The sequence below is a fragment of the Campylobacter showae genome, assembly GCF_900573985.1.
In the GTDB taxonomy this organism is placed as follows: Bacteria; Campylobacterota; Campylobacteria; order Campylobacterales; family Campylobacteraceae; genus Campylobacter_A; species Campylobacter_A showae_E.
The window spans coordinates 22,215-47,411 of the sequence record NZ_UWOK01000002.1 but is presented as its reverse complement, the minus strand read 5'-3'; the positions used below and the strand labels follow the sequence as shown (position 1 = coordinate 47,411).

Below are 25,197 nucleotides of genomic sequence, written 5' to 3'. Positions count from 1 at the left end.
ATATTTTTAAAAATCTCCAAATGCGGCGTCTATTGCTTCTTGCCTTTTTGTATGCGACTTAATGGCATCTTCTAATTTCATAACCCAAAAAACAGCCTTGTTGGAAATAGGGGCTTCAAATGGATTGCCATACATTGCGCTAATTGCATTAAACGCCTCATCTCCTTGAACACAATCTACTGCAATGCTACCTAAATATGGATAGGTCAACACGCCAGGATCAACCAGATCAAAAACATTGGTTAATTTTATATTTGGAAAATTTTCTTTCATAAAATTTAAAAAATAGTTTCTTGATTCATTATCTATGTATTTTTTATCAAAATTATCAAATTGATCATTTTCTAATTGCTTTCCAAATGCACATATATCATTGTATCTAGTATGAAAGACTAACCAAAAACCAAACTCCTTATCTCTTTGTATTATATATTCCTCTATCGTAGGTAGTGCCAATGCCATATTTACTCCTTAAAAAATTTAATAAAATTATAGAATAAAAATTGGACATAAATTTTCTACTTTTTAAATGTCAAATTCTGTTAGTTTTTCTGATGCGTAGATATTTTTTGTCGGCATACGAACAGCTCTATTTTTGCTATTCACTCCCAAATTCCCATTTTCTCTTTTTTAAATCTTGCTACCATATCCTCATTTCCACATCGTTCGCTAATGCAAACCCACTCTTTGATATTCTTGGTTAGCCACTCGTTTTCTACTGCGTATCTACACATAAATAGACCCAAATTTGATAAATCGTTTTCATCCCCTTTCGCGTGAAAAGTGTTTTTATCAATCCTAATCAAATTGCACTGCTCGGCAAGCTTGTCTAAATATTCGTATATTACGTCTAGCTTATACTTTTTCTCTCGCAAAACCTTCTCTTCGTCTATCACTATTTTCGTGCCTAGTAACGGGTAAGCCATAGTTTTTCCTTTCATGATTTTATTTTATACTTTTTATCGCCATATTGCAATATTATTTTCAGCTCCTTATTATTTTTTGTAGTAATTAAAAGTCTTTTTATCTATCTCGCCAAGTAAAAACGAAAGTTCTATGTCGTCCTTTTCCAAAAAACCATAGTATTTAAAATCGCTTTTGACCATAGGGCAATATATAGTGCTATGTTTAAATCTTAAGATTTTTAGCAATCTTTCATTTATCCTTGTGTCAATTTTTACTCCAAAGAAGTTCTCTGCCATTTGCCTAATTTCGCAATTCTTTAAACGACCTTTTCTATTGTGTTCAAAAGCTAATCGGTATAGGCGTCTTAAAAAAGTATCCGAATTTAAATCTATGATTTTCTTTTCTATGCAAACAAGGTCATTCTCTTTTAAAAACTCGCTCACAGAAATATCTTGGTAAATGTGTTTTGTGTTTTTGATAATTTCTTTTAACTTGTCGTAATCTAAATTTTCTTTTTTTCTTCGGACTGCAAGCTTCTCATAAAAAGTATGTTTAGGTATGGCTTTTATGGTTTTCATATGACTATTCTACTTAACTGAATATAAAACTATGTTTAGTTAGAATGTATTCATTAGTCGAAAAATAAAACAAACCTTAAAAAAAGCGAACTTCCACTTTAACTGCCTGTTTTGCTTAAATAATACACTCAAAAACCGATTTTAGGCTATTAATATTTTATTTTTAAGTTTCAATTTATATATAAAACAATTACCTCCTACTAGCGATCCTTTATAATATTATAAGAATCTCGTATAGAGACGAAGGAGCGTTATTTTTAATTAAATAGCGCTTTCGATGGTTAGTTTAGTGTCTAAAAATGTAAAAAATCAAAACGTAATATAAATAGCAGCAGTCTAGTTATGGTTAGTAATACCCACAATATCGTTATTTTTACTTTCGGTATCTGGGTTAAATCTCAGTATTGCCCCCTGTTCATCGGCAGCATTTAAATTTATATTTTTTATATCATGATAAATTCGCCTTATGCGGTAGTGTGGATATAAATTTTAAATTCGTTTATTTTTAGAACCATTATCGCAACTTAATGGGTATATTTGGTAAATGTGATAAAATTTCAAAAAAAGCACAAAAAAAGTGCAAAATCATTTTATACAAAAAGCCTACTAAACTTTTTGGTGCTATTCGTGTGTAGAGCAAAAATATCAAAGAATAGAGCTATATGCAGCTGCAAATTAGCTGGAACATAATTTTTAACACAACTGAAACACAGCCAAGAAATAACTACAAAGTACTTAAAAATATATTTAGATATGTGTCTAAGCTGTTACTACTTCGGTGGCTATGCATTGTCTACCAAATAGCGACTACGATATCAGTGATATTATTGCTGATTTTCGTACGATAGTTACGCAACTATAAGTTTTTATTGTGCAATCTCTCTGTAAATCATACAGCAACCAAAGAGTATTTGATTTCTTGATTGATTTGTGGTTAAAATTTTTAAAAGCTCAGATGTCAAAAATCAGAAGATTTGAAGGCAAGATATTAAAATCGCGTAATATATACCCTTAAAAGTCATACGCGCTCTTGATGTTTTTTAGTTCTCTTTGCTGCCTATAATATTGGCTTTGGTCTTTGGCTCTACTGACACATAGCCAGAATATTGGCTGTGTTCAAAACCATTTTTTTCCATAAAGTGTTTTATGTCAGAATATGGTTTCTTGGTATTTCCTTTGCCAAATATTTCCTCTAGGGCATTTGTAGATAAATCAAAGTTAATAGCTCTACGCACATTATCGTAATTCTCCTCGCTCATTCCCAAACTCCTATATTTTCTTTCTTAAATTTCACCATCATATCTTCGTTGCCCTCAGCCTCGTCTATCCAAATCCATTCTTTTATATTTTTAGTTAGCCATTCATTTTCTACTGCATATATACACATAAATATTCCTAGACTCTCCAAATCTTTTTCATTGCCTTTCGCGTGAAAAGTGTTTTTATCAATCCTAATCAAATTGCATTGCTCGGCAAGCTTGTCTAAATATTCGTATATTACGTCTAGCTTATACTTTTTCTCTCGCAAAACCTTCTCTTCGTCTATTACTATTTTCGTACCTAGTAACGGGTAAGCCATTATTTATTCCTTTTCTGTTTCGTGTTTATTGTTAAGATATGATTTTAATATTAAATTTTTACTATTTGATATCTTCTTTTTTTAACGAAATGTCTCAAAAATATCCGAATTCAAGCCTATAATTTTATTTTGTGTGCAAATTAAGTCGTTCTTTTTTCAAAAATTTGTTTATAGAAATACTTTATATTGTGTATTCTTAATAATTTTCCTTAACTTTTTGTAGTCTAAAATTTTTTATACCTGCCGCATTACTACATAAAGCCTGTTTGCATACGCTTCTTGTGATTGTAACGTACCCATTCTACATAACTAAACATAAAATTATGTTTAGTTAGAACATATCAATTAGTCAAATATTAAATAAACCTTAAAAAAAACGATTTCAATTCTAAACTTAATATTTTATTAGAACTATCTTTGTATAGCGTTTTTTAGGCGAATATTTTTTTATTTTTAAGTTAATTTTTATATATCAAACAACCGTTCGTAGGCTAGATAGATATGCAATATGATTTTATAATAAATAAAAATAATTTCAAAAATCACGAGCGGCTTTTGGCTCTGATGCTAGAAAAGAATAAATACCAGTCGTTTAATAATTTAGGCAATGAGGCTGAAATTAGCTTATATTTTGACCTGATTTTTAGAACTTACGCGTTGCCAAAATTAAAAGCAGCTTACTCTAATATCACTTCTTTAAGTTTTTTCGTTCAGAAAAACAAAACTCTTACTCATGCGTAAAAGATTTTGGAGATCCGCCAGGTCTCCAAAAATAAAAAACATCTCTATTAAAAATCTTTTTTTGCATTTTTTCATTTTAGGTCGTGGAATTTTGAAAGAATCGCAAAAAAAGGTTATTATTTTGCGAGTCCATTGGACTCGCAAATTAGGTCGTGTAACCTAAAAAAAAGAATTACAAAAAAAGGTTATTATTTTATAATACAGAAAAACCATCATCTTCTGTGTCTTCATCAGAGCTTACATATTCTTTTTCAAGCTCATAACCAGTTCCGGTTTGGATCTCTTATTCACTGATTATAGTATAAAATTATATTTATATTAATTTAAATTAATGGATATTATAAGGGCTTATGATAGTGCTGATCCATCCTGTTTGATTTGGAAACTTTACTTGCCTAGCTTTATTATGAGTTAGCTTAAGCTAATTTTTATATTTTATGTGTAAACGCATATGATAAAAAAGGCGGCTTAGACAAATCATCACGCTTATTGTATCCCAAAAGCCTGATTCTATTCCAATAAAAATTTTTATTTTTATTGTGCACCTTTCTTTCTATTCTTTTTGTAGTAAAATTCAACAAAAAAGGATCTAAAATGCATATTGGCATCACGGGACACATAAAGATTGAAAAAGCTTGCAAGAAAAAATACTCAGGCGACGGTTCTGAATATGATGCCGAATGTTTTAATAAAGTTTTTTCTGAGATAGAAAATTTCTTACTAGAGTATTTTAACAATGACTTAGCATCTCACACATTTTATTCTGGTATGGCAAGAGGTGTTGATGAAATATTCGCGTTAATAGCAATTAAACATAATGCCCCGATAGTGCTTGTTTTGCCAAATTCATTAAAATGGCATAAAAATTTAAAAGCTGCAGATGGCAATATGAGAGCTCAAGCCGTTCAATATGACTACATTTTAGAATATAAAAATCTAAAAGATATTCTTGAAATAAAGAAAAATTATAACGGCGCAAGCTTCTGGTGTGGTAATTTTGCTAGAAATCAAGCCCTGCTAGATAATACGGATATAATGTTCTCATACAAGAGATACGATAGTGGTGGCACAACTCATTGTATTAGTCTATGCAAAAAACAAAACCATAAACTAATCGAGATATAAAGGGAATAGACAAAAAAAGGATTAGCAAAAAGCAACTTTTATAAATAAAAATACTCTCTTTAACTTAAGCTCACACAAAGGAGCAGTAAGTTACGATGAGAACTATGTTCTTAAAAAGTAACAAGCGTAGCGAAGTTAAAAAATAAGTATATAATTCGTTCCAGAATTTCAGAGAAGAAATTTAGAGAAATTCTCAAGTACTTCACAGAAGATATAGAAGCATCAAAGATATCAAATTTAACTAAAATTTCTGAAGTAACCCTATGTAAAATCTTTAGGGAAATAAGAATTCTAATCTCCAAAGAGTGTGAAAAAATAAGTAAATTTAGCGGTAAGATTTCCAGCTCGCAAGCTCGCCTAGAAGCTTCGCTTTGAAATAGACGAAAGTTACTTTTACTTCGCTTCGCTCATAACTGCGTCTTGAAAAGCTACGAGCGTAGTGAAGTAGAGCAGAACGGAGCCAAACGAGTAAGAGGCAAAAGAGGTAGAGGTGCAGCAAACAAAACACCGGTATTTCTATTTCGCTACGCTCATAGCTGTAAACAGACGGAATGCTTAAAAGAGACGGTAGGGTTTATACTCAAATAGTTAAAAATTGCTCTGCAAATGAACTAATACCCATACTATCGGAGTTTCTCAAAGAGAGTGCAAGCACAAGAGTGAATTAGACGAGAGCGTTATTTACTCTGATTGTTGGAAGACCTATGACGGTTTGGTAGATTACGGAGCTAAAGCTCACTATAGAGTAAGCATTCAAAGAATGAGTTTTAGCTACGCTACGCTTGCTACTTTGCAAGACGCAAACGTTAAAAACCACATAAACGGCATTGAGAATTTCTGGGGATATGCTAAAACACAGATTATCTAAATTTAAAGGGATAAAGAAAGAGAATTGCTTACTTCATCTTAAAGAGTGTTGATTTAGATATAATACTAAAACTATACAGAAAAACCTATATCAGAAACTGTTGAAATTGATAAGAGAAAATCCGCTTAAGTTTAATTGAGCCTTTATTTAAATGAGAGCTTATACTTTTATCTCCATTATTTTTTATAATTTGGTGTATTGCTTATTTAAGTATACAAGAAAACAAAAATATAGTAGATAAAGTAAAAAAGAGAATACCATATATTTATGGAATTTTTCTTTTTTACCTTTTATTTTATGTTTTAGGAAAAGTATCCAATTTTCATATATTACCACAGTAAACCATTACTTCTTGGTAGTTCATTAGGATTGTATCCATAAAAATTTGTTTTTCCAGTTCTTTCTCTAGCTTTTCTTTCCATTATTTTAAAAACATCTTTAGCCATATTTGATCAATATATCTAATAGATAGATCTAATTTTTCTTCTTTGTTATTCTTTTCGTTATTTACTGTAGGTCTTATACTATCTCTATTTGTTGTAAGAATATTATAAGCGGACAAAGAACCATCTGAAGTTTTACTTCTAGAAATTTCTTCATAAGCTCCTCGTAAATCGTCAAAAATATAAGCAACTTCTTTAGCATTATTACCAAAAGCCGTTAAATCTCCAGATTCTAAAATATTTTGATATTTTTTACTATCTACACTTTGCGTAAACGAAAGCATTGCTTTAGCAAATGTAGGACTACCTTTTACATTTAACCCCTGATCTCCACGAGTATTTATAAGATACGTCATAATACCTAACATATCTTGAGTATATCTACCGTTTTTAGGATCGTATAGAGCTTCTTTAAACTCTTGTTTTTCTTTATCGGACATGGCAGAAGTTACTCCGTTTATAAATCTACCTAACTTACCTGCAACGACTTCTTTATCTTTGTATATAGGTGTATTTAAAGCCTTCTTTATTCCTCTATAATGCCCTATATCAGCGTTATAACCTACTCCTCTACCCGGTATATCTTGAACTTTGTCTTTATCTACGTATAATTGTCTTTAAGGCTTTCGACCTTGTCTACTTTACCTATCGTTACCATATAGTTCGTTACTTTAAATTTCTTTAAAGCGTAGTTTAAATTTACTATTATTTTGTTGATTTTCTCGGCATTTTCTTTATCGTCAAACCAATATACTAGATTTCTCTCATTGGCATCAAAGCTAACATTTTTTGCCTCATAAAGCACATTTGGGATTTGCCTGATTTCATCAATACTTAGGGCTTGATTATAAGCTTTTTTTCGCGATGGACGAATATGTAGTATAGATTTTTTATCTGCGGCTATAAAACTATCGGCTAACTCTATGCCCGCAATCTCAAAGATCCTTTTTGAAACATAAGCATCTATCTTTCCGAGCTGAAACGCTTTTATAGGGCTTGTCTTATCTTGCTTTACTAAAAGCTCATCCACGGCTTCATCTAACCCCTTTTGCCAAACGTATAAATTCTTATCCCGCTCGTAGTTTTTAAGATCGTTTTTTACTATATTTTTTAGTTCGCCGCTTAAATTTGCAGCCTTTTTGCTAGCACGCTATCTAGGCTCTGGGCGCTTTTACCCGGATTATATGCCCAGTCCTCGCTCGCTACGTTTAAAGGCGTGCCGGCGTAGGGCTTAAATCCGTAGTTTTGCATCTCGCTTTGCGTGAGTACTTGCACCTGACATCTACATCCCCAGTCGTTTGGCGGGTAGTTTTTCTCCCAAAATTTATGCGTTTTTGGTAGGATCATACCGTGCAGCTTGGCGTGAGAGGGTCGCGTGCGGCGGTCTAGTACGGCCTTATAACGGAAGTATTCGCCCGCACTACTCATCTGGCTTTCATACCTTGCCTTTGCTACGCTTACTCGCATGTTGGCCTCAAAAATCCGTTTTAGTCGCCTGGAACCCACGTAGATTTGTTTCGTTTCTCCGGTTTTTGTATTTGTTACGCTTACGTCTCCTAGCCAGCCTTTCTTTGCTAAAACAGGTTTTATGTTATCTCGCCACTCCCCAAAGCCCTGCCCCTTTTTATAGGCCTCGCTAAGGCTAGCCTGGATATCTGAAAGCAGATCTATCCGCGCGATCTTTGCTACCGTAAAGGCTCTACTATGAGCCTCGTGCATGATCTCGTCATAATCAAAGTGAAGCTCGGGCGTGCGGGCGGCGACAATATAGAAAAATTTAAGGCCGAAATCGAGGATAAAGGCCTAAGCTATCTATCGGTTATGGGCGCCATTGACGCCGCTATCGAGGCTGAGCGCTCAAAAAAGTAGAGAGGCTGCTTGCCTGCGTTGAAGCAAAAATGAGCCCGAACTCGTCCGGGCTTGATTATTACGAGGCTCTTATGCTTCATGGACTTCAGGTGGCAAGCGTGGTAAAGCGAGACTTTAACGGCGGATATTTTGAATGCGAGGTGGTCGTTTTAAAAAGTTTTTGTAAGCTTTTTAAAATAGATTTTTTATGGATGTTTGAAATTTCAAAGGCGTTTAATAGGATTTTAAACAAAAAGGGTTAGGGGGCAAAACATGAACTATAAAGATAAATTTTTAGCTTTTTTTGCGTCGTCCATCATTTTTGCCGCCGCGACTATTAGCGTAGCCAAGCCTGCTATAAAAGCGTTACCCGAGCTTAAAACGTCCGTGAGCGCATATGCTACCGCTACCGTTATCGAAAAAAGTAAGCAACCTAACAAAGCGTATTTTACTAAACCTAGCATTTTAGCTCCTTTCGTTTTTCTATATATATTTTACCACAACGTAGCCAACTATGTCTAGAAATAACGACGTAAATATCACCATAAGCATAAACGGCGATACGCACAACCTAAGGGCGGCCGAGAGGACGTAAAAATAAAAAATATCTCTGTTTTTTGATGAAAACATTAGTTCAGAAATCGAACCTATTTGCAAAAAACTTTTTACCGCCAGTTAAACTCTTAGCTAATTATTATTCATCGAATAGTAATATAACAAAATCCTTTCCGGTTATTTTATCTCATTGAAAATTGCAATTAAAAAGATTACAAGGTTAAATTTATAGCGCCGCATCTAACCGTCAAACGAGCCATATTGCTCCTCAAAGCTCATTGCATATACTACTATGTAGTCATTTTTTACGATAGCTTGCAGATTTTTATGTAGTACCTTACCCCGGCTGTTAAATCGATCCCAGTCTAAGTCATTAAAATTTTCAGAATTTAACATAAAATCATGCTCCCAATCATTAAGTTCTTTATCAAGCAACGTACCTTCTAAATCATACTTTTTAAAACAGTATATGCCGCTAGCAGAACCTTCATTCCACAAATAAGTATCGCTGTAATCAGGATACATATTTACGATAAATTGATGTAGCCAGCCTGATATCGGCTCGTCTATATAGCCCCATTCTTCATTAACGACCAGCTCTATATTTGCTTTATTCGTACTATTTAGAGTATTGTATATAAAATACGGGCATCCATCATGATTATTTTTTGGATACTCTGCATATCCATTTTTGTCCTGTTTTCCTAGTTGAATAACTTCAAAATAAGCATTTCTTAGGTTTTCGTCATAATTTCCTAATGCATTTTGTACAAATTCTACCCTGCTATCGTATGTCATATTTTTAAATTTTGTATAGTAACCCCTTTTGACATCATTTGATTTAAAATTTAAAAACATATCTTTTTCAAATAGCTCTTTTATGCTTAATTCGATAGACAGCAAGGATGTAAAATTTTCATTAAATTTGAGATATATGCCTGAATCGCTAAAACGTATGCATCTATATTTTTTTTCATAACATTCATTGTTAGAATTTTTTACTAGATTTTGGAGCCTTGAACACTCTTGCATTATTCCAACTTCATCGGCGTCAAGCATCAGATCTCCTAAAAGTTTAGCGATCTTTTTATCCGACTCCACATAATCTTTTACTCTTTTTAGCATATCGTATACGGTATTGATCTTAATATAATTATCGCAACATTTGCATTTTGAAATGTTTAAGATAGAATTATAATACTCCATAGAACCCTTATTTGGCTCCATATCTCTATTGCGAGTGATTGTTTGAATGATTTTCTTTGGAACATCATAGCACGACGCAACTACGCGTAGGGCAGCGTTTCTAGTGTTAGTTACGGGACAATTTAAACCGGCTTGAACCAAATCAATACTGACAATTTGATTAAATTCTCTCATTTTTTGCAAAATAATAGACAAATCGCTGTGTTTTCCGAAATTTCCGTTAAAGCCTAGCTCGTCACCAATACCGGCGGATATGTTTTTAAGATCTAGCAGCTTCTCGGCAAGCATACAAACCATTCTAAACTCAGCAATATTATCCGTTTGAGCCAACGAATACCAATCCGAGAAATTATCATTTTGTATTGCGTAGTTAAATAAATCGTTCCAAATATTTATATTTAAAGCTTTTGCGATGTTTCTTGCTTTATGGTCAAATACGTTTTTCCTTACCTGTTCTTCCCAGTTATAATTTTTATTATATGCAATATCTGAAATTTGATCAACCAACTTGTCTTTTTCTTCTTCGCCCCATCCGATTTGCTCCCAATTGTCTCTTATAAAATAAAATATGTCACAGAGCTTATTAAATCTGTCTATATTCATATTTTGCCTCAAAGACTCTTTGAGAAAAAGCTCCACTACTTCCTTTGCATCCGTATACTCAAAGATCCTATCCTCATGATCGTCTATCAACCCGCATATAATATCGCCTGCGCAATCATATAGATCATCATTCCACCCTTTTTTTATGTGAGATAACAAATCTCCTCTACTTGCACAAATATAAGCAGTAAATTCACAACCCAAACTACATTTATAGCCATGATAGATCATCCAAGTTTTTATCTCGTCATTGGTAGCATCAAGACCCTTTAAGTAATTCAATCTACCATGTCCGCCGGTTAGTTTTGCCATTTTAAATACACTATCGTTTTTTTGTTTCATTTCAAATGAACATGTAGTATATATAGAAAAATCATCCGCCAATCCAAGAGTAAATAGCAAGTCGTCTATTTCTTCAGACCCACAATACCATGTGGCACATATACCAAATTTGATCGGTTCTTTATGCACAGCTCTTTTCATAAAAAACACACCGACTCTTAGTGCAGTTGAATACAGCTCATCGTCTCGAGAAATCATCTCCACAAAATCATAGCCATATACGCAAGCGCTTTGTGTTAAAAGAAACGTATATAAATTTGCCAACTTGATCTCTAAAGTATCGTTATCGCACAAATCCTCTTTTTTATATACCTCATGTATATCACTAATCATATCAATTATTTTATCGGCTACTGCCTTGCCTTCCTCGCTATTCCAGCCACCATATATGGCCTCTAGCGCGCCTGGAATAAAATTTATATCCCGCAATTCAGGCTTAGACAAATAATAATCCTTTTTATCAGGTATATCGTATTGTTTATCTATACTTAATCTGCCGTCTTGAATATTTTCTTTTATCCACTGCACTATCGGCGTTTTCCCGTTTAAAATATCGCTTATTAATAGCTCGGTATTTTCGTTAAATTTAGATAAATTTTTATACTCAACCACGCACTCTTTGGGTAAAATAGTTATTAGATCATCGGTTAGTTCTTTACCCGTTCTATCAAATTCCATCAACTCATATTGCGTAAAATTTGATATGTCTGTTTTTAACCACTCTTGAAATTTTCTATCTAAACTACTGTCGTATTTAATGTTGAATAGCCTAAAAAGGTCGTCAAAATTTACCCTAATGCCATCTTCGCACGATATAGGGCTCGTTTTGTATTCATCGGCATTATAGTCTACATAAAATAGTCTTATTTCTGCAAAAATATCTCCTGAGTACTCAACCCTGGCGCTATTTTTTAGAAAGGATTTTAATCTCCTTGCAAGACTCAATCCTTCTTGATTAAATTTTCCCTCATCCCAATATTCGTCTTGCCGATGAGGATTGTTTCTATCAAAGCTATCCTGCCATGATTCAAAATCGTCTTTTAAATCTTGCGGCAAATTTAAATATTCATAATTGGTATTTACGCCGTAACTGGATTGAAACGGCTTCTTTATAATCCATATGCCGCTACTGTAGTATTCAGGCGCCACCCTTAGATTTAATTTTTCGCAACTGCTCACGGTGTATCCTTTTTATACAAATAAGATTACGAAATTATAATATTATTTGTATAAAAAAATACTATTTCAAAGATTAAAATTTGCCCTTAATAAAATCATGGATTTTTCTAGAAGTAGTTGTCCTATGGAAAAGAAGTCGGCTCTCTTTAACTTAAGCTCACGCAAATGGGTAGTAGGAGCTATGTCCTTAAAAAGTAACGAGCGTAGTGAATAGAGTTTAGATATAATACTAAAAACTACACAGGAAAACTTAAATCAGAAACTATTGAAATTCATAAGAAGTCTTATAAATAACCATATGAGGTAGTGGGTAAAAACGCGTTTAAATTCCATTGAGTCTATTTTATTATCCGATGGATATTCGCAAAGAAATTTACACAACGAATACTATTAAAAGCTTGCACTTAAGCTTACGAAAACTTGGAATAAATCAAGTTTTTCCATATGATGATTCGATTTATAAAATGATGTATTTGGAGATGCGAAATGCGAGTAAATATTGGACTATCTCGGTCAGAAATTGAATCAATTTGCCATATTATTTGACAAACTGGCTCCAATCTACTAATATGAGAATATCCATTTGCATACTTTTATGATAGGGTCAGTATTTTTTACATTTTACGACAATTTTTATCACTTTTATGGCTATAAGCAAAAATTCTTTTGACTTTAGCTTGTTTACTATAACTCCCATTTAATACCCTTTTGATGTTTTTGTTTTCTAGTATATATCTTTTTGGATTTTACGATTCTCGATCGTAGACTAATCTCTCTTTTTATAGATGCCACTATTATTACATCCCTTGATTTTACTTTCATTATTGTCCTTTTGTGTTTTTTGCTTACTGTGAGGTTATTTCCCATCTCCATTGTTGCCTATGTGTTTTACTATGACTCCTAGGACCCCTATAACTATTTCGATGATTTCTTTCGTATTCATTGTTTCTCCTTTTTTGTAAATATGGAGTAATTATAAAGCAAGATATAGACAAGATGAGACCGTAAAATATAAAAGTAGAAAAAGTTGATGGTGGTATTTTTTTGTTGTAGGTAAGGTAGTTTTTAATTTACATATAAAGGTAAATTGCAATCCCCTAAATCGGGAAAATTTGAATCAAATCCTAGATCGATTGCCATACCATCAAATGTTAAAATTCTTGCTAACATATTTACTCTCCTCATAAAGTGTTTTTATTAAAATGATGAATAACCAAGTTTTTGGATATTTATACCAAGCTCATCTTCGAACTCTTTGCATAATCGTTCATATCCTTCTAACCGTGGTTCTGTATCTGGATACATTATAGTATCAATTTTAGTAAAGTCATTCTTAGGATCCATAATGAATACATCCTGTTTTAGTAACCATTTAGTAAACCTTTTATCCATACCACCAATAACGATTACTATATCTCTTTCTGGTAGTATAAATAATAGATCATGTTTACCTAGGTTAAAATAAGCAGACTCTTTCATATTTAGAACTACAGCAGTAGTAGTCTGTTGATTTTTAGGAATATACGGTGTCTCATATAGAGGGTCATATAGATATTGATATTCATCTTTTACCCTAGGTATACATTCAGTTGCTATAATGTATTTATCGTCAAGAACTACTCCGCCTTTAAAACCAAAGGTAGATTTGATAACTACCATAAGATCATCTTCAAATGTTACTTCTAGCTCAGATAGTGACTCTAAGAACTCATACTGATCATTAGCTGTGTAAATTTCCATAACTAGCTCCTTATTAAGATATGTTATTAATTAAGGCTCAATTAAACTTAAGCGGATTTTCTCTTATCAGAAACTGTTGAAACTGATAAGAGAAAATCCGCTTAACTTATCTTGAGCCTAAATTTTATTTTTAAGGTGCTTTACATTTTCTAGGTTTGAAAGATTGTTCGTGCCTTGCTTTAGTTTTGAAATCGTGGCTTTAGGCAGTCCATAAAGAGATAAAAACTCGTATATAAAATTACTCTCGTTTAAATTTTCTACGATGCTTTGAAACCTATCTTCGAATTCTAAATAATTATAACCCATAACTTATGCCTCTTGATAAGTTCTAATAAGCTTAATATCAATATCGGGAAAATTTTTATCGTTAGTTATTATAGCTTTGCAATTATGTTTTAAGGCGCAGAAGTATTGGAGCGCATCTTCGTAATCCGCATCGTTTTGAATGCAATAATTTAACGCGGCTTCTCTTATGGTGTCACCTTCGCAAACAACCGTAAAAAGCTCTTTTTGTTTATGTAAATTTAAAATTTGGCTAGCAACTAGGCTTTTACTTATTTTTTGCCTATTCGTTAATATAAAAAATACATTAGTTACGGTAGTCGTGTTTATAAATAGCTTTATGTCGGGATTGTTTTTTATAAGCTCGGCTATGTATATTTTAGTTTTTAATGCCAGCTTCGCGTCGCTTCTTATTTTATCATATGTAGTCGGCGTTTCATAATCGACCAAGATGTCTATTAAAGCATTGGTGTCCAAGAATACGTTATAAGACATATTTTTTAGCTCTTGCTTCTTCTAGTTCTTCGGGTTCGACGGGAATGTTTATTTTAACGCTGCCGCATACGCTATTAAACGCTTCTAGCTTTTTATTGGTTATATTTTCTTCTTTTACCTTGATATCATTGCCTAGGCTTTTTAAAAACTCCTTAACCTTGGCGAGCACATCAGGTTTTTCTATGGATAGTTCCAGTTTGGCTAGCATATTAATCCTTTTAGACTTTTAATAATTATAGCATATTTCCACTGTTTGGCCTTGTGTATTTTTATACTACGGTAAAACACCTTAAAAGCATCAATATATAGATAATTACAAGATCGGTTAGATAAGTAAAACCCGTAAATGATATACTAAAAAACAGTATCTACAAATCAGTTCAATACCTAAAAAGCTACCGAACGATTTTTTGTTTGAGATATTGGTATGCAGATTGTATAAAAATCAGTTGTTTAATTTTATAAAAATTATGCTGATTTTTATAATACCTGCCAGGCTATTTGCCTGTCTGGCTAAGACCTTACTGCACTATCGCTTAAGATAGTGCTAAAACTTTGTTTTTGGAATTCTTACATAAGAGATGTATAACCATTTAATGAAGTAAAAGTAAAAACTGTTTTGTTTTTTATTAAAGTAAAATTACATTTTAAAATTACTTTTTAAACTTTGATAAATTAAACAAAAATTATTTCTATTTTTGTTAGAACATTTTTATGAAGGACTACACCCCCCCTGATATCGCTAAAATTTAAAAATAAATTCTTTACTAAAAACCTTATTTTTAATCATTGAAAATCATTATATATTTCTGTATAATTGCCCGTTAATAATTTTTAAAGGAGTTTAAATGCAAAAGCAAATCGCGCTTAGTTTAGCGCTTGCGGGCGTTTTGGCCGCCGCGCAAAACGAAGTAGAGCTAAAATCGTTAGAAGGCGTAACCGTCACGGCGCAAAGATCGTCTCAAAGCGTAGACGAGATAAGCAAAAGCGTCTCGGTAGTAGATAAAGAGACAATAGAAAGAAAACTTGGCAAAAGCGTACCCGAGCTAATCAGCGAGGCGCCGGGAGTTTCAATCGTAAACGAAGGCATGGACTCGGGCACCGTAAACGTGCGAGGCTTTAGCTCGTCTGATTACCGCGTGCCGATGTTTGTAGACGGGCTTAGATTTAGAGGTAGGCCGGCGTTTGAGTATTCGATATTTACGCCCGATCAAATCGAAAGGATAGAGATAATAAGAGGTCCCGCTAGCACGCTTTACGGCACGGATGCCTTTGGCGGCATAGTAAATTTAGTCACCAAAAGAGCTAGCGGAGACGTGCACGGCGACTGGGCGTTATCGGATACGTATCTAAGCACACAGTATCAAAGCGCGAACAAAGGCGTACAAAACCGCTTACAACTCGGCGTAGTCGGACACGGGTTTGACGCGTTGCTCGGCTTAAACTACAAACACGGCAAGGACTACGACACTCCGGCAGGCAAAATCCCAAATACAAGGTATAACTACCGAAGCCTTGATTTTAAAGGCGGATATAGCTTTGCCGATTTTCATAGGCTTGAACTTGTAACTAGATACACCGAGTCCGAGCGCGGCGTAGTCGGTACCTCTGTCGGTGCTCCCGGAACGGCGAACAAAAAAGGCTTTCAAAAATACATAAAAGAAGCGCCTCTTAGAGAAAAATACGTAGCGCTAAACTACGAAGGCAACATAAACGACAAATTTATATTAGATTCTAGCTTGTATTACAGAGAGCTTTATACGCACCTAAATATAAGGCCCTACATCGGTTCGTTTTCGCCTAGACAAGTCGATAACTACGTAAACGGTCCGAAGGTCTACGGCGGCAAATTTATCGGTAAATTTATAGGCGACAACCTAACCCAAACTTACGGCGTAGATTTTTATTACGAGGACTGGGATAGCGTGTATCAAAGCGTAAATAACGGCCCTAGCGTACGCAACAGGCTAAGAACCAAACAGCTTGACGTCGCTGGGTTTGGATTGCTTGAATACGCATTTAGCAACGATGCGATTTTGAGCGCAAATTTACGCTACGACCGCATAAAAACGTCCTTTGATATGGATAGCTCGATGAGCCCCGCCGTAAAAGCTCTATATGAAAACGCCAACGATAGAAAAGACGGCAGAGCCAGCTACGGTCTGGGACTTATTTACCCTATCGCCCAGGGGTTTGAGTTTGTAGGAAATTTCTCTACTTCGTTTAGAGCTCCTATGAGCGGCGAGGTTGCTCCGATACTTACGTTTTCAGGCAGCGAGGCGTATCTGCCAAACCCTGATCTAAATATCGAAAAAGGCGTTACCTACGAGGCTGGACTTCGCTATACGGATAAGGCGCTTAGATCAAATTTGATATTTTACACGGGAGATTATAAAGACCTGATCGTCGAGCGAAACTGGCAAAGCGGCGGCGTGACCTACTATCAGTCGCAAAACGTAAATAGAGCCAAGATAAGCGGAGCGGAATTTGACCTAGCTTATAAAATTTTGTCAAATTTAGAGTTTAAAACAAATCTCGCCTACACGCGCGGCAAAAACAAGCAAACTGGCAAACCGCTTCCAGAGATCGCTCCGCTTAGCGGACACGTGGCCGTTTCTTATTCGCCGGAGTTTTTGGCAAACTCATACTTAGAGTATAGCGGCGACTGGGCGGCGAGAAAGACGCGTATAGACGACAGCGTAGAGCGCGAGCGAGCGGGATATTTCGTACATAACCTATACTTTGGCAAGAGCCTTGGCAAACTAGGCTTCTTAAAAGATTTTAGCCTAAATTTCGGCGTCGAAAATATCTTTGACAAAGAATACGCCCCAAGCCTAAGCTACGAGCTAATCAGCCAGCCTAGAAGCGCTAGCAACCCGCTAATAAATCCGGGTAGAAATTTCAAACTAGGCTTTAAGGCTAGCTTTTAAAATTTAAATTTGCCGAGCGGGTTTTAAACCTACCCGCTCAAAAGCCCTAAAATTTACGAATTTAAGGATCGAATTTGAAAAAAATCATATCTGCTTTATTACTACTAGCCGCGACGCTGGGTGCGCTTGAATTTACCGATCAAAACGGCAATAAGCTTCGCTTCGACCGCTCCGTTAAAAGCGTAGCTCTGTTTCCGGTGCCGCTGGCTTCGTTTTCTCTTAGCGTCGAAAACAACGTATCTCGTCTAGCCTCCGTCCATCCGATAGCTAAAAAAAACATCGAGCGCGGAATGCTCGGAAAAATGATAAAAGGCGCAGCTAGTATCCCAGCAGGCGGTATCGGAGAGGACTTTACCCCAAATATCGAGGAGCTACTAAAACTATCTCCGGATCTAGTGGTGCAGTGGGGCATGAGAGGCGAAAAGATCATCGAGCCGCTGCGAAAAGTAGGCCTAAACGTAGCTTTGGTAAATTTAAGCGGCACAGAGGAGGATCCGCTTTTTTGGTTTGGGATGCTGGGTAAAATTTACGAAAAAGAGCAAAGAGCGGAGCAAATTTTACAAAATAGAGCCGAGGTAAGAGCTAAGATAGAAAATTTCGTAAAAGTGCTTAGCAAAAAACCGAAGGTTCTTTTTATATTCGGCCGAGATAAAAGCTACGAGGCCGCAGGAGGTGGGACGTATTTCGACTACGAGATAAAGCTAAGCGGCGGAGTAAATGCGGCGAATTTCGGGGGATTTAGAATTTTAAATAAAGAAGAAATTCTCGCTCAAAATCCGGACGTTATCTTGCTTAGCAACTTCGACGAGCTAACTCCGCGGGACTTTTTTAACGACAAAATTTTAAAAAACGTAAAAGCCGTCAAACAAAAAGCCGTCTATAAAATGCCTCTGGGAGGCGATATGTGGGAGCCGCCTACGGGCGAATCGCACTTGGGCTGGGCGTGGTTTAGCGTGCTGTTTTCGGGGCAGGCGCATATAAATTTAAAAGACGAGATGAAAAAGAGCTACAAGTTGCTCTATGGCTACGATCTAAACGGCGATGAGATGGCTCAAATTTTACGCTTCGACCTAAACGGAGAGAGTAAATTTTACGAGCTTTTTAGATAATGAAAAAGTATCTGTTTTTATCGCTTTTTCTAGCCTTTGCGGTCGTTTTTTCGCTGCTTGCGGGTAGGATTTCGCTTGAGGGGCTAATTGATTATTATCAAAACGACAAAGAGACGCTTTACGCTTTGATATTTGACCTACGCTTGCCTAGGCTGATAGCGGCGTTTTTGATAGGCGCTAGCCTTAGCGCGGCGGGCGTGATATTTCAGGCGATGTTTGCAAATCCTTTGGTAAGCCCAAATATCCTGGGCGTTGGTAGCGGAGCGGGATTTGGCGCGGTAGTTTGCATTTTAGCTTTCGGTAATCCCGTAGCCACGCAAATAGGCGCTTTTATTTTCGGCTTTTTAGCCGTCATGATAGCTTACGCCCTGGGCGTTTTGGCAAACAAAAACTCAAAGCTTATGCTGGTGCTTGCGGGCATCATCACGGGCGCTATCTTTGAGGCGCTGATCTCCGTCGTCAAATACGTCGCCGATACGCAAGAAAAGCTACCTAGTATCGTATATTGGCTGATGGGAAGCCTAAGCGCCATATCTTGGAGCGACGTAGCAGCGCTTGCTCCCGTTTGCGTTAGCGGGCTTGTGCTTTTGAGCCTAATGGGCTGGAAGCTAAACATTTTATCCTTAGGCAGCGAACATGCAAGCATTTTGGGCGAGAGTAAATTTTTAGGCTTTATCTTTATCGTGCTTGCTACGCTGATAACGGCCGCAAGCGTAGCCATCGCCGGTATCATCGGCTGGGTCGGGCTTTTGATGCCGCATGTTACGAGGCTGATTTACGGCTCCGATAACTCGCAGCTAGTTCCGATTTCTGCGATATTAGGCGGGATATTTTTGATGCTAACTGACGTCGCGGCTAGAAGCGTGAGCTCGGCTGAAATCCCGCTAAGTATCCTAACCGCGCTTATAGGCGCTCCGATGATCGGCGTCATCATTGTTAAAAAAGGCAAAAGATGGTCTTAAGTGTAGAAAATTTAAGCTTTTCATACGAGCGTAAGCAAATTTTGCAAAATTTGAACCTTAGCCTAAAAAGCGGCGAAACGCTTGCGATTTTGGGCCCAAACGGCATAGGCAAATCTACGTTTTTAAAGATTATTTTAGGACTCTTAAAGGCAAAAAGCGGTCAAATTTTGATTGACGGGCGCGATCATGCCTCTCTTGGCGGTAAAGAGCGCGCCAAGCTCGTAGGATACGTGCCTCAAAGCGAAAATATCGCTTTTAGCTTTAAAGTAAAAGATCTGATTTTAATGGGCGTAAACGCAAACGTCGGTATGTTTTCAAGGCCGAGCGCGGAGGATAGGGCGATGGCTGAGGAAGCCGCAAGCATAGCAGGTGTTAGCGAGTATTTAAATTTAAACGTAGACGAGCTAAGCGGCGGCATGGTGCAGCTGGTGCTTATAGCTCGTTCGCTAGTACTGCGGCCCAAAATTCTCGTCATGGACGAGCCTACGTCGTACCTCGATGTTTTTCATCAAAACGCGGTTTTAAGCCTAATCAAAAGGCTAAATAGTGAGCAAAAAACATGCGTGATTTTTACCTCGCATCATCCCGATCATGCGCTTGCGGCGGCGGATAAAACCTTGCTATTAAACGGTCCCTTGGGATATGAATTCGGCGCAACCGATCAAATTTTAAAGGGCGAAAATTTAACAAAACTTTTTGGTATCGATTTTATAAATTTAAACGTCGAAGATAAAAGGAGATTGCTGGTTAGGTGGAGGGTTTAGTAAAAACATTTTCTTGTTTTCGTTAAATATTCTAGATAAGCCTATAAAATAGTGGGAGTAATAAAAATCAAGAAGTTAGAGCTCGGATGAGAGTAGAAGGCCGCTAGTGCCAACGGCTATCGTCAGGCGGCAATGGCGGGGACGAGGATTAAAATATGCTACGGCTAAAGTCATTTTATAGGATTATTTTTGTAAAGTGCTTGCATTGTACCACTTTTTGCCAAAAGTGTTCCATAGTTTAAGAAAAAAATCAAAGAAAAGGGAAGCTGCAAAAGAGGCGGTTGAAATACCGATAAATAGGGTATTTTTGGTGTCGCAGGGGAGACTTGAACTAGGGGTGTCCGGCTTATGAGGAGTTATTTCAAATCCTTGCAAAGCACTGATACTACGCTATTTTAAGTCTTTTTGACTTTAAGGCATTGGCAAGGTGTTCCACTTTCGTTACACCGCCTTATGACGCATATTAAAAATCGCAACGGAACATACTACTATAGAAGCGTTCTGCCTCTTAGCACGAGGAAAATCTTCGGAGTTCAAAGAGAAATTTGCTTTACGCTAAGTACAAACTCCATACTAAAAGCTAAAAAATCTGCTAGAATTTATGATAGATACATTTATCTAATAACCAAGGCGGTGGACATGAAGTTGGACGGCAAGATAATCGACTCTCTCGTGGATAGCTTCATGCAGGCAAAGGTCGATAAAAGTATAAAAGAGCACTCTTTATACGATAAAAAGATAGACGTCGACTTTGCCGATGCTCTAAATAGGCATTTTAAAGAAGCCTTGCAAGATAATCAAATACCCAAACTTCTAGAGCCTAGCGTGGAAATTTTAGAAAAAGATATCGGCCCGATCGATGATGAGGATAGGGCTACGGCAACTCACGCTTTGCTTGAAAAAAATATCCTTTCTCTTAATTATCTAATCGCAAAACTTGAGAAAAACGCAAACCTTACGGCCAAAAGATTAAAATTTTTAAGCGAGCAAGATAGTAGCCGTAAATTTGAAAGTAAAGAAATACGAAGCTTTCAAGGCGATATCGGCGTTCTTGACGAAATCGGCGGATTGCCGCTTAATAGGCAAGGGGTTAAAGAGCTTATAGATACTTTTACTCACGCTATGGTCGTAGCTGCCCAAAAAGAACACGGACTAAATACGCAGCTAGGGCTAGTAAAAACTAAAGCCGATGAAAGAGAGACAAAAGATATTATGCTTGGTAAAAAGCAAAATATCGTGCAATCTATACGCGCAGGCAAAGAAACTTTCGGCGCGGGAACTCTAGGTAATAATATAGTAGAACAATATAAGATAGTCCCGCTTGCTAGCCAAATACCAACCTGGTCGCAAAACAATATAATATTGCGCGTTGCATTCGATACCTTCATACAAAACACGAGTAAAAACGAAAAATGGTCTAAAAGCACGTTAGAGCTAGTAAATAGCGTTAAAAATTTGCTCTTTAAATTCTTCGGCGAGGAAAGGAGCGTGTCTCTTATATCAAGAGATGATTTATTAAAATTTCGCGATATTTTATTTAAAGTGCCAACTAAGCTAAATCAAAAAAACAAGTATAAGGGTAAAAATTTAGAGCAGATACTGCATCTGGGTAAAAACGATAGCAAGCTATCGGAAGTAACCGTACAAAAATATATGATAAGGGTGGCTCAATTTTTTAATTACAGTTACGATAGCGGCTATATAGGTAAAAGCATTACGAATAATATTAACGTAAAAATAGAAATAGACCCTACGGATCGTAAGGTATTGCCTTACAGTAAAGAAGAAGCGCAAACTATCTTTAAGATAGTTCAAGATTTTAAAAATACCAATAGATCTCCAAGCAAGCGAATAAACGCTAACGATCTTTATTATATTACGATGATAGCAGCATATAGCGGGATGAGGATAAACGAAATAACTCAGCTAAGATACAAAGATATAGTAAAGCGTAACGGAATACTTTGCTTTAATATAAACAGAGAAGAGGGTAAAACCACTAAAAATACTAATTCTATAAGGGTGGTGCCTATTCATTCCAAGCTGCTTGAGCTTGGCTTAATAGAATTTATTGATACTAGAAAAAACGGCAAGACGATATTTGGCGTAAATAATAAAATCTTTTCTGAAATTTTTAGAAACCAAATTCAGCGCAAACGTATTTGTAAGGATAAAGAAAAAACTTTTTATTCGTTTAGGCACTATTTTATAGATTACTTAGTGCAGCGAGAGGTTGAGACAAACGTTATAGCCCAGATAGTAGGCCATGAAAAGCAGTACAAAATTTTACTTAACACTTACGCTAAGCCGATCAACCCAGATATATTAAAAGCTAAGATTGAAATGGTTGAGTATGACAAGGACTAGCGAGTGTAAAAATAAGATATACAAAGGCTTAAAGCCGAAAAATTTTTAAGAGACTGTATGCGAGGCTAGCTCCTCTCTTTGATTGCTCTCAAGCTTCTCAAATTCAGCTATCTACACCCCATTCTTAAAACCTAAAAACTAGGTTAATTTTACCCGACCCGTTTCCTAACTTACTAAAACCCTTGTTTTACGTTTTTGAATTTTATAAAATTATCAATAAAGAAAAAAGTATGCGCGTTTTGATCGCAAAAGTAAAGTTTTATATGAGATGTAAAGTAGATATGAAAAACAAAAAACGCGAAATTACTAAAAACATAATCAAAAAACTAAGACTAACCGATGCCGAATGGTCGGCTATCGAAAAGAAGCTAAAAGAAACAGGGATGACCTTTTCAAAATTTGCCCTAAGTTCAATGCTGTCCAGGCGAATTAGACTTCCTATCGAAAGGGAGCTTTTGACCGAGCTATCCAAACAAGGAAACAACCTAAACCAGATAGCCGCCAGGCTAAATAGCGGCAAAAGTTTGGATCGAGTCGCTCTTAGAGTTCTCGCTGACACCAATGCTATCTTGTGTCAAATTTACGAAATGTTGGGCAAGTAATGAAACCTATCGGCAAATTTTATCGTTTTTCGGTTTTATACTTTTGCTATGCAAAGAGAGACGCAGGTAACGATGCTAGTTAAATTTCTTCCTACATATACGGGCGGCGGTCTTGGGAGCATAAACTACCTTTTAAACGAAAGAAGAAAAGCGGCCGGAACGGCTAGGGTCATAAAGGGAGATGAAAATTTAACCAGAGCTATAATAAAAGGAATTAGCTTTAGTCAAAAAACGTGTTTCGGTGTTCTATCATTTGAAGAGAAACACGATTTTTTAACCGAGGAGCAAAAGCTAAAAATAATAAAAGATTTTGAGCACGCACTGCTTGAGGATTATATGCTAGAGAGAACGAACAGATTATGGGTCGAACATTCGGACAAGAACGGTCGGCTTGAGTTAAATTTCTTGATCCCAAAGATTGACATGCCGACAGGCAAATCATTTAATCCATACTTGGCAAAATTCGACCAGCATAGGATTGATCTGATCAAAAGAATAATTAACGATGAGTATAACCTTTCTAGCCCTGATGATCCCGCAAGAGAGCAAACTATATCGGGTAACAAGAAAAACATCGTGCACTATCAAAATTTAGAAGAACTTGATAAAAAGCTACACGAACTAGTAAGAGAGGGCTACATCAAAAATAGAGACCACATGATAGAGCTTCTTAACCAAAGCGGCATTGAAGTAACTAGATCGACAAAGAAAAGCATAACCGTAATGTTACCTAATCAAAAAACAAAAAATCGTCTCAAAGGAGGAATATACGATGCAAATTTCACAGACGCTCAAGGACTTGGAGAGCTCAGCAAAAGCTCAAGCAGAAGAATTCGAGAGTTCCATAATAGGAATCCACAAGAGGAGCTTAAAGGGAATAGGCAAAAACTTGAAGAGCTCATTAGAAAGCGAAAGAAATTCAATAGGCAAAAATTTGGAATCCCGCCTTCAAGAGATAATATCGAACCAGAACAAGAACAAAAGATGGATATTAGCACTCATAGCTACGACGGCACTGATAATAGGAATAGCGGCGGGATATCAGATGCGCTCTTATGCACTGGAGCCGCAAATCAAGAAAGCGAGATCGGATACAATCAAGGAGCTGCAGGTTATTTTAGACGAGCAAACGAAAAAGATGGAGACAATGGAGGTATGGACGATACCGCAAGCATGGAGACATTCCGAGCCAGAAGCGGATGGAAGGATGCGGTACTATATATCGGTCCCTCAGAGCAAGGAGATCTTCGAGCAAAACGACAAATACTACATACCTATGAGAACGGAGTAGAAGATGACGACATTAGAAGAAGCATTGTTCAGAGAAAACGAGAATTTGACGCAGATGATCAAGAGCGAAAGGAGCGAACACGAATCGCAGAAGAAGGCCTTGATAGAAAAATACGAGAAGGAGTTATCGAATTTGCGGCAACAAGCAACCGAGTTAGCGCAGTATGTCAAGAATTTGAGCGACGATTGCAACGATGCCTTATCGAATGCTTTGCAAAAACAAAAAGATATGTACGACAACTTAATGACACGTTTAGAAGAAAGATTAAGACGGTCGGAAGAAGAATTGCAAAATTTGAGGGTAAAATATGATTCTTTGTAGATGGACTACGAGAAGTTGAAAAAAGATGTAGAAAATTTATAAAAGAGTGCGAGCATGCAAAAATGACTGGCGTACGCCGTACCGTCAAAAATGCCGATAAAGAAAATACTATAAAATCAGATACGCCTGGATTAGTCTAGGCGTATCCCGCCAAACTGGCCGCCGCATAAATATACTTTTTGGTTTCTAGGCTCTTGGGGGGGGTTTTTTTTATGCTTAATTAAATACGATCCGCCAAACTAATTTTATTATCTTGTCATGCGCACTTATAAATAAAAAATTAATCGACTGCCCATCCCGAGTTCTTGCGGAGATGCGCCGGTAAGCTTAAATATTTATTAAAATAGCCTACTTAACTCGG

The 25,197-nt window shown here is 36.3% G+C and carries 24 protein-coding genes and 2 pseudogenes; 12 read left to right on the top strand and 14 right to left on the bottom strand.

The window, feature by feature from the left end; genetic code table 11:
* Positions 1–6: 6 nt before the first annotated feature.
* From EE116_RS11060 to EE116_RS11040, 5 genes and pseudogenes are all read right to left on the bottom strand, one after another.
* The gene (locus EE116_RS11060) at positions 7–462 is read right to left on the bottom strand and encodes a hypothetical protein (RefSeq protein WP_122874528.1); all 456 of its coding nucleotides are present in this window, start codon (positions 460–462) and stop codon (positions 7–9) included.
* 140 nt (positions 463–602) lie between these two features.
* On the bottom strand, positions 603–926 hold the full coding sequence (locus EE116_RS11055; protein ID WP_122874527.1) for a hypothetical protein: 324 nt from the start codon (positions 924–926) through the stop codon (positions 603–605).
* A gap of 69 nt (positions 927–995) precedes the next feature.
* Positions 996–1,484, bottom strand: coding sequence for a hypothetical protein (locus EE116_RS11050; RefSeq protein WP_122874526.1), 489 nt, complete (start codon positions 1,482–1,484; stop codon positions 996–998).
* Between the two features lie 1,079 nt (positions 1,485–2,563).
* A pseudogene (locus tag EE116_RS11045) lies at positions 2,564–2,743 on the bottom strand (hypothetical protein); the annotation flags it as partial.
* Positions 2,740–3,063 (bottom strand): hypothetical protein, encoded by a 324-nt coding sequence (locus tag EE116_RS11040; RefSeq protein WP_122874524.1) that lies wholly within the window; start codon positions 3,061–3,063, stop codon positions 2,740–2,742. The gene EE116_RS11040 and the pseudogene EE116_RS11045, both read right to left, overlap by 4 nt.
* A 1,335-nt stretch (positions 3,064–4,398) precedes the next feature.
* Here EE116_RS11040 and EE116_RS11030 point away from each other — a divergent pair.
* Both EE116_RS11030 and EE116_RS11025 read left to right on the top strand, forming a co-directional pair.
* Complete coding sequence (locus tag EE116_RS11030) at positions 4,399–4,929, top strand: hypothetical protein (RefSeq protein WP_122874522.1); 531 nt, start codon at positions 4,399–4,401, stop codon at positions 4,927–4,929.
* A 150-nt stretch (positions 4,930–5,079) separates the two neighbouring features.
* A pseudogene (locus EE116_RS11025) lies at positions 5,080–5,936 on the top strand (IS1595 family transposase).
* 282 nt (positions 5,937–6,218) lie between these two features.
* On the opposite strand, the gene EE116_RS11020 reads toward EE116_RS11025, so the two are convergent.
* The 3 genes from EE116_RS11020 to EE116_RS11010 form a co-directional block, all read right to left on the bottom strand.
* Positions 6,219–6,680: a hypothetical protein gene (locus tag EE116_RS11020; protein WP_122874521.1), complete on the bottom strand. Its 462-nt coding sequence runs from the start codon at positions 6,678–6,680 to the stop codon at positions 6,219–6,221.
* Positions 6,681–6,841: 161 nt separating this feature from the next.
* The gene (locus EE116_RS11015) at positions 6,842–7,270 is read right to left on the bottom strand and encodes a hypothetical protein (protein WP_122874520.1); all 429 of its coding nucleotides are present in this window, start codon (positions 7,268–7,270) and stop codon (positions 6,842–6,844) included.
* Between the two features lie 92 nt (positions 7,271–7,362).
* Entirely contained in the window at positions 7,363–7,959 is a 597-nt protein-coding gene (locus EE116_RS11010; RefSeq protein WP_122874519.1) for a phage head morphogenesis protein, read from the bottom strand.
* Between EE116_RS11010 and EE116_RS12500 the strand changes: the two genes are divergently transcribed.
* Together EE116_RS12500 and EE116_RS11005 are read left to right on the top strand one after the other, a co-directional pair.
* Positions 7,945–8,109, top strand: a complete 165-nt coding sequence (locus EE116_RS12500) for a hypothetical protein (RefSeq protein ID WP_163028066.1) — start codon at positions 7,945–7,947, stop codon at positions 8,107–8,109. The two genes, EE116_RS11010 and EE116_RS12500, sit on opposite strands and share 15 nt — an antisense overlap.
* 29 nt (positions 8,110–8,138) lie before the next feature.
* Entirely contained in the window at positions 8,139–8,351 is a 213-nt protein-coding gene (locus tag EE116_RS11005; RefSeq protein ID WP_122874518.1) for a hypothetical protein, read from the top strand.
* Between the two features lie 15 nt (positions 8,352–8,366).
* Here the strand turns inward: EE116_RS11005 and EE116_RS11000 are convergent, their stop codons facing one another.
* Both EE116_RS11000 and EE116_RS10995 read right to left on the bottom strand, forming a co-directional pair.
* On the bottom strand, positions 8,367–8,552 hold the full coding sequence (locus tag EE116_RS11000; RefSeq protein ID WP_122874517.1) for a hypothetical protein: 186 nt from the start codon (positions 8,550–8,552) through the stop codon (positions 8,367–8,369).
* Between the two features lie 331 nt (positions 8,553–8,883).
* Positions 8,884–11,973, bottom strand: coding sequence for a hypothetical protein (locus EE116_RS10995; RefSeq protein ID WP_122874516.1), 3,090 nt, complete (start codon positions 11,971–11,973; stop codon positions 8,884–8,886).
* A gap of 332 nt (positions 11,974–12,305) precedes the next feature.
* Here EE116_RS10995 and EE116_RS10990 point away from each other — a divergent pair, with 332 nt between their 5' ends.
* On the top strand, positions 12,306–12,497 hold the full coding sequence (locus EE116_RS10990; RefSeq protein WP_163028065.1) for a transposase: 192 nt from the start codon (positions 12,306–12,308) through the stop codon (positions 12,495–12,497).
* 673 nt (positions 12,498–13,170) lie between these two features.
* On the opposite strand, the gene EE116_RS10985 is transcribed toward EE116_RS10990, so the two are convergent.
* From EE116_RS10985 to EE116_RS10970, 4 genes are all read right to left on the bottom strand, one after another.
* Positions 13,171–13,713 carry a hypothetical protein gene (locus tag EE116_RS10985; RefSeq protein WP_122874514.1) on the bottom strand — a complete coding sequence of 181 codons (543 nt, stop codon included), beginning with the start codon at positions 13,711–13,713 and terminating at the stop codon, positions 13,171–13,173.
* A gap of 117 nt (positions 13,714–13,830) precedes the next feature.
* Positions 13,831–14,019 (bottom strand): hypothetical protein, encoded by a 189-nt coding sequence (locus EE116_RS10980; protein WP_122874513.1) that lies wholly within the window; start codon positions 14,017–14,019, stop codon positions 13,831–13,833.
* Positions 14,020–14,022: 3 nt separating this feature from the next.
* A complete protein-coding gene (locus EE116_RS10975) occupies positions 14,023–14,490 on the bottom strand; it encodes a type II toxin-antitoxin system VapC family toxin (RefSeq protein ID WP_103629078.1) in 468 nt (155 codons plus the stop codon).
* Complete coding sequence (locus tag EE116_RS10970) at positions 14,480–14,698, bottom strand: hypothetical protein (RefSeq protein WP_122874512.1); 219 nt, start codon at positions 14,696–14,698, stop codon at positions 14,480–14,482. Before EE116_RS10970 ends, EE116_RS10975 begins: the two co-directional genes overlap by 11 nt.
* A 640-nt stretch (positions 14,699–15,338) precedes the next feature.
* Between EE116_RS10970 and EE116_RS10965 the strand changes: the two genes are divergently transcribed.
* The 7 genes from EE116_RS10965 (at position 15,339) to EE116_RS10935 (ending at position 24,826) form a co-directional block, all read left to right on the top strand.
* Positions 15,339–17,420 carry a TonB-dependent receptor gene (locus EE116_RS10965; RefSeq protein ID WP_122874511.1) on the top strand — a complete coding sequence of 694 codons (2,082 nt, stop codon included), beginning with the start codon at positions 15,339–15,341 and terminating at the stop codon, positions 17,418–17,420.
* A 74-nt stretch (positions 17,421–17,494) separates the two neighbouring features.
* On the top strand, positions 17,495–18,529 hold the full coding sequence (locus tag EE116_RS10960; protein ID WP_122874510.1) for an ABC transporter substrate-binding protein: 1,035 nt from the start codon (positions 17,495–17,497) through the stop codon (positions 18,527–18,529).
* Positions 18,529–19,491: a FecCD family ABC transporter permease gene (locus EE116_RS10955; protein ID WP_122874509.1), complete on the top strand. Its 963-nt coding sequence runs from the start codon at positions 18,529–18,531 to the stop codon at positions 19,489–19,491. Before EE116_RS10960 ends, EE116_RS10955 begins: the two co-directional genes overlap by 1 nt.
* The gene (locus EE116_RS10950) at positions 19,482–20,255 is read left to right on the top strand and encodes an ABC transporter ATP-binding protein (protein ID WP_122874508.1); all 774 of its coding nucleotides are present in this window, start codon (positions 19,482–19,484) and stop codon (positions 20,253–20,255) included. The genes EE116_RS10955 and EE116_RS10950 overlap by 10 nt, the downstream gene beginning before the upstream one ends.
* A 453-nt stretch (positions 20,256–20,708) precedes the next feature.
* Positions 20,709–22,622, top strand: a complete 1,914-nt coding sequence (locus EE116_RS10945) for a site-specific integrase (protein WP_241091701.1) — start codon at positions 20,709–20,711, stop codon at positions 22,620–22,622.
* 230 nt (positions 22,623–22,852) lie between these two features.
* Positions 22,853–23,224, top strand: coding sequence for a plasmid mobilization protein (locus EE116_RS10940; protein WP_241091700.1), 372 nt, complete (start codon positions 22,853–22,855; stop codon positions 23,222–23,224).
* Positions 23,225–23,296: 72 nt separating this feature from the next.
* Entirely contained in the window at positions 23,297–24,826 is a 1,530-nt protein-coding gene (locus tag EE116_RS10935) for a relaxase family protein (protein WP_206159272.1), read from the top strand.
* Positions 24,827–25,197: the final 371 nt, after the last annotated feature.

What these genes read in the sequence shown, in the direction of transcription:
- EE116_RS10975 (WP_103629078.1), bottom strand. Translation starts at nt 14,490, where the DNA reads ATGTCTTATAACGTATTCTTGGACACCAATGCTTTAATAGACATCTTG.
- EE116_RS11060 (WP_122874528.1), bottom strand. Translation starts at nt 462, where the DNA reads ATGGCATTGGCACTACCTACGATAGAGGAATATATAATACAAAGAGAT.
- EE116_RS11030 (WP_122874522.1), top strand. Translation starts at nt 4,399, where the DNA reads ATGCATATTGGCATCACGGGACACATAAAGATTGAAAAAGCTTGCAAG.
- EE116_RS10935 (WP_206159272.1), top strand. Translation starts at nt 23,297, where the DNA reads ATGCTAGTTAAATTTCTTCCTACATATACGGGCGGCGGTCTTGGGAGC.
- EE116_RS10980 (WP_122874513.1), bottom strand. Translation starts at nt 14,019, where the DNA reads ATGGGTTATAATTATTTAGAATTCGAAGATAGGTTTCAAAGCATCGTA.
- EE116_RS11020 (WP_122874521.1), bottom strand. Translation starts at nt 6,680, where the DNA reads ATGTCCGATAAAGAAAAACAAGAGTTTAAAGAAGCTCTATACGATCCT.
- EE116_RS11050 (WP_122874526.1), bottom strand. Translation starts at nt 1,484, where the DNA reads ATGAAAACCATAAAAGCCATACCTAAACATACTTTTTATGAGAAGCTT.
- EE116_RS12500 (WP_163028066.1), top strand. Translation starts at nt 7,945, where the DNA reads ATGAGCCTCGTGCATGATCTCGTCATAATCAAAGTGAAGCTCGGGCGT.
- EE116_RS11040 (WP_122874524.1), bottom strand. Translation starts at nt 3,063, where the DNA reads ATGGCTTACCCGTTACTAGGTACGAAAATAGTAATAGACGAAGAGAAG.
- EE116_RS11055 (WP_122874527.1), bottom strand. Translation starts at nt 926, where the DNA reads ATGGCTTACCCGTTACTAGGCACGAAAATAGTGATAGACGAAGAGAAG.
- EE116_RS10970 (WP_122874512.1), bottom strand. Translation starts at nt 14,698, where the DNA reads ATGCTAGCCAAACTGGAACTATCCATAGAAAAACCTGATGTGCTCGCC.
- EE116_RS11010 (WP_122874519.1), bottom strand. Translation starts at nt 7,959, where the DNA reads ATGCACGAGGCTCATAGTAGAGCCTTTACGGTAGCAAAGATCGCGCGG.
- EE116_RS10945 (WP_241091701.1), top strand. Translation starts at nt 20,709, where the DNA reads ATGACGCATATTAAAAATCGCAACGGAACATACTACTATAGAAGCGTT.
- EE116_RS10955 (WP_122874509.1), top strand. Translation starts at nt 18,529, where the DNA reads ATGAAAAAGTATCTGTTTTTATCGCTTTTTCTAGCCTTTGCGGTCGTT.
- EE116_RS10940 (WP_241091700.1), top strand. Translation starts at nt 22,853, where the DNA reads ATGCGCGTTTTGATCGCAAAAGTAAAGTTTTATATGAGATGTAAAGTA.
- EE116_RS11000 (WP_122874517.1), bottom strand. Translation starts at nt 8,552, where the DNA reads ATGCTAGGTTTAGTAAAATACGCTTTGTTAGGTTGCTTACTTTTTTCG.
- EE116_RS10985 (WP_122874514.1), bottom strand. Translation starts at nt 13,713, where the DNA reads ATGGAAATTTACACAGCTAATGATCAGTATGAGTTCTTAGAGTCACTA.
- EE116_RS10965 (WP_122874511.1), top strand. Translation starts at nt 15,339, where the DNA reads ATGCAAAAGCAAATCGCGCTTAGTTTAGCGCTTGCGGGCGTTTTGGCC.
- EE116_RS10950 (WP_122874508.1), top strand. Translation starts at nt 19,482, where the DNA reads ATGGTCTTAAGTGTAGAAAATTTAAGCTTTTCATACGAGCGTAAGCAA.
- EE116_RS11005 (WP_122874518.1), top strand. Translation starts at nt 8,139, where the DNA reads ATGAGCCCGAACTCGTCCGGGCTTGATTATTACGAGGCTCTTATGCTT.